This is a genomic window from Rhodopila sp. (genome assembly GCF_035548235.1).
Classification (GTDB): domain Bacteria; phylum Pseudomonadota; class Alphaproteobacteria; order Acetobacterales; family Acetobacteraceae; genus Rhodopila.
In genome coordinates, this window is the sequence record NZ_DASZTJ010000091.1 from 1 (window position 1) to 2,577 (window position 2,577).

3 protein-coding genes are annotated in these 2,577 nt (G+C 64.2%); 2 read left to right on the forward strand and 1 reads right to left on the reverse strand.

The window, feature by feature from the left end:
- Positions 1 to 50: 50 nt before the first annotated feature.
- Positions 51 to 500: a hypothetical protein gene (locus tag VHB27_RS07465; protein ID WP_325598808.1), complete on the reverse strand. Its 450-nt coding sequence runs from the start codon at positions 498 to 500 to the stop codon at positions 51 to 53.
- 249 nt (positions 501 to 749) lie between these two features.
- On the opposite strand from VHB27_RS07465, the gene VHB27_RS07470 reads away from it, so the two are divergent.
- Together VHB27_RS07470 and VHB27_RS07475 are read left to right on the forward strand one after the other, a co-directional pair.
- A complete protein-coding gene (locus VHB27_RS07470) occupies positions 750 to 1,799 on the forward strand; it encodes an amino acid ABC transporter substrate-binding protein (protein WP_325598811.1) in 1,050 nt (349 codons plus the stop codon).
- 9 nt (positions 1,800 to 1,808) lie between these two features.
- Positions 1,809 to 2,577, forward strand: a 769-nt coding sequence (locus VHB27_RS07475) for an ABC transporter permease subunit (protein ID WP_325598813.1), incomplete at its 3' end; no start/stop codon positions are given.

The following is a 2,577-nucleotide window of genomic DNA, read 5'->3' on the forward strand; positions in this document are numbered from 1 at the left end:
GTCCCAAATTCCTGCAACCCCATTTGCATGTCCGGACCTCCGGGACGGGTTTAGCGCACGATCTTCCAGTACCGGGACATGAAGCCACGCCGGTCGACCTGTTCCATTTGGCGAATGATGCGCGGATGGCCGTCCTTGCAAGCCCACGCGTAGATCGTGTCGTGACCCGTGGCCACGGCGGGAATGAAGTCGGCGTTGGGATTGTTCCGACACCAGTCGCGCGGTCCAGGTCCCGGCGTACGGCTGGTGTTGGCCTTGCCGCACGGTATATTCGCGCCTGCGGTACAGACCAGGACATGACCGTCGGCGCAGCGATAGACGGTCGTGCCGACAGCGATATGGGCGGGCAGACGCGTGCCGAATGCGGCATTGACGGCGGGAACCAGGGATTCCGGAATGGGTCGCTGCCTGTCGTCGGTCTTCAGCCGCTTGCAGATGGCGGCGGGCGTTTCAGATGCGGCGGGCGTCTCTGTCGAGGGGGGCGGTGCCGCGTGCGCCATTGCCGACAGAGCCAGGAGAGCGAATAGCGCCGTGTGGACTCGATAGACGGATAGCACGTGCACCTCTGGGTCAGATGGCCTCCGGACGGATTTGCCGCTGCCGGGCACGACGATGCAAGGGGACATCGACCTTCGCGGAGACGATCCTCGGACGTTTCTTGCCGGCATCGCGCTATGGCCCGTTTACCTCGTCCGGATAACCTCGATACAGTCGCGGCATCGCGCCTTGCCTTGAACCGGAGGGGAAGCATGTCACGGACCTTTGCCGTTTTGGCCGCCTTAGGCCTCGCCCTGGGCTTTGCGGCAGGGGGCGCCTCGGGTGCCCACGCCCAAGCCGAGCTGAAAAGCCCGACGATGGAGGCGATCAAAAAACGAGACCAGTTGATCTGCGGGGTCGACACCGGCATTCCGGGCTATGCCTACCAGGATTCCAAGGGCGAATGGCAGGGGCTCGACATCGCCTATTGCCGCGCGATCGCCGACGCGCTGCTGGGATCGCCCACCAAGGTGAAATTCGTCGGCACGACGTCCAAGGTGCGGTTCTCGGTCCTGCAATCTGGCGAGATCGACGTGCTGCTCCGGGATTCGGAACAGACATTCATTCGCAATACGCAACTGGGCCTGGATGAGCCGGCGACCAATTTCTACACGGCGCAGACCTTCATGGTGCGCAGGAGCCTGGGAGTCGCGCACACCAAGGACCTGAACGGTGCCACGATCTGCGTGCTGACCGGAACGACCCTGGAAACCAACATCGCCGATTACAACCGGATCAACAACATCAAGATCAACACGCTGCTGTTCGACAAGCCCGAGGAGGCCTTCGCCGCCGCCGATGCCGGCCGCTGCGACGGTTATACCGACGATGGCGGATCGGTCGCCGCCGCCCGGTCCACCATGAAGAAGCCGGGCGACTGGATGTTCCTGCCTGAAACGATCGGTGGCCTGCAACCGCTCGGCTCGTTCACCCGGCTTGGCGATCAGGGTTGGTCCCGGCTGGTGAAATGGGTTCACTACGCCATGGTCGAAGGCGAAATCCTGGGCGTGACCCGGGAGAACGTCGACCAGATCAAGGGGTCGACCAAGGACCCGGAAATGCGGCGCTACCTGGGTCTGGACGGCGGTTTCGGCAAGCTTCTCGGCGTCGACGACGGTTGGGCCTACCGGATCGCCAAGGACATCGGCAATTATGGCGAGGTCTACGATGCCACGTTCGGCAGCAAGGGGCTGGGCCTGCCGCCGGGCATGAACGCCCTTTATTCCAAGGGCGGACTGATGACGACGCCCAGTTGGAAGTGACCGCTCGCGTTGGTCCGGATACCCTCCCGCCGCGCTCGGATCGCCCAATGGGTCGGGCTGGGCGGGCTGGCGCTGGTCGTCTGGCTGATCGGGTCGGACGCCGCGGGGAACTTCCTGCAACGACGTGACGGTCTGAGCTTCGGTTTCCTGGCCAGCCCGACCAATTTCGACATCCCGTTCCACCTGATCCCCTGGAGCGTCGGGGACACATACGCCCGCGCCCTGCTGGTCTGCGTGCTGAATACCTTGCTGGTCTCGGCGCTGAGCATCGTCGCCGCCACCCTGCTGGGTCTGCTCGTAGGCATCATGCGGCTATCCGCCAACTGGCTGGTGCGGAACCTGGCGCTGGTGTTCATCGAGTTGGTGCGCAACACGCCGCAACTGCTGCAGATCGTGTTCTGGTACATCTCGGTTCTGCAGACCCTGCCGGGTCCGCGGCAGAGCATCGTCCTGCCAGGTGGCGCACTGCTGAATATACGCGGCCTCTACCTGCCCGATTTCATCGCCAACGATCTCGCGGCCTGGCTTTGGCCTTTGTCGTTTCTGCTGTGCCTCGCCATACCGCTCGTCTGGCGCATGACCCGGGCGGGTCCGAAGGCGCTGCTGCTGCTGCCCCTGGCGGTCGCACTTTTCCTGACCGGCAGCGACCACGTCGAGCTGCCGGAGCTGCGGGGCTTCAACATCGCCGGCGGCGTTCAGGTGGTTCCGGAACTGGTGGCGCTGTGGGCCGGCCTATCGATCTACGCTGCCGCCTTCATCGCCGAGATCGTGCGCGCCG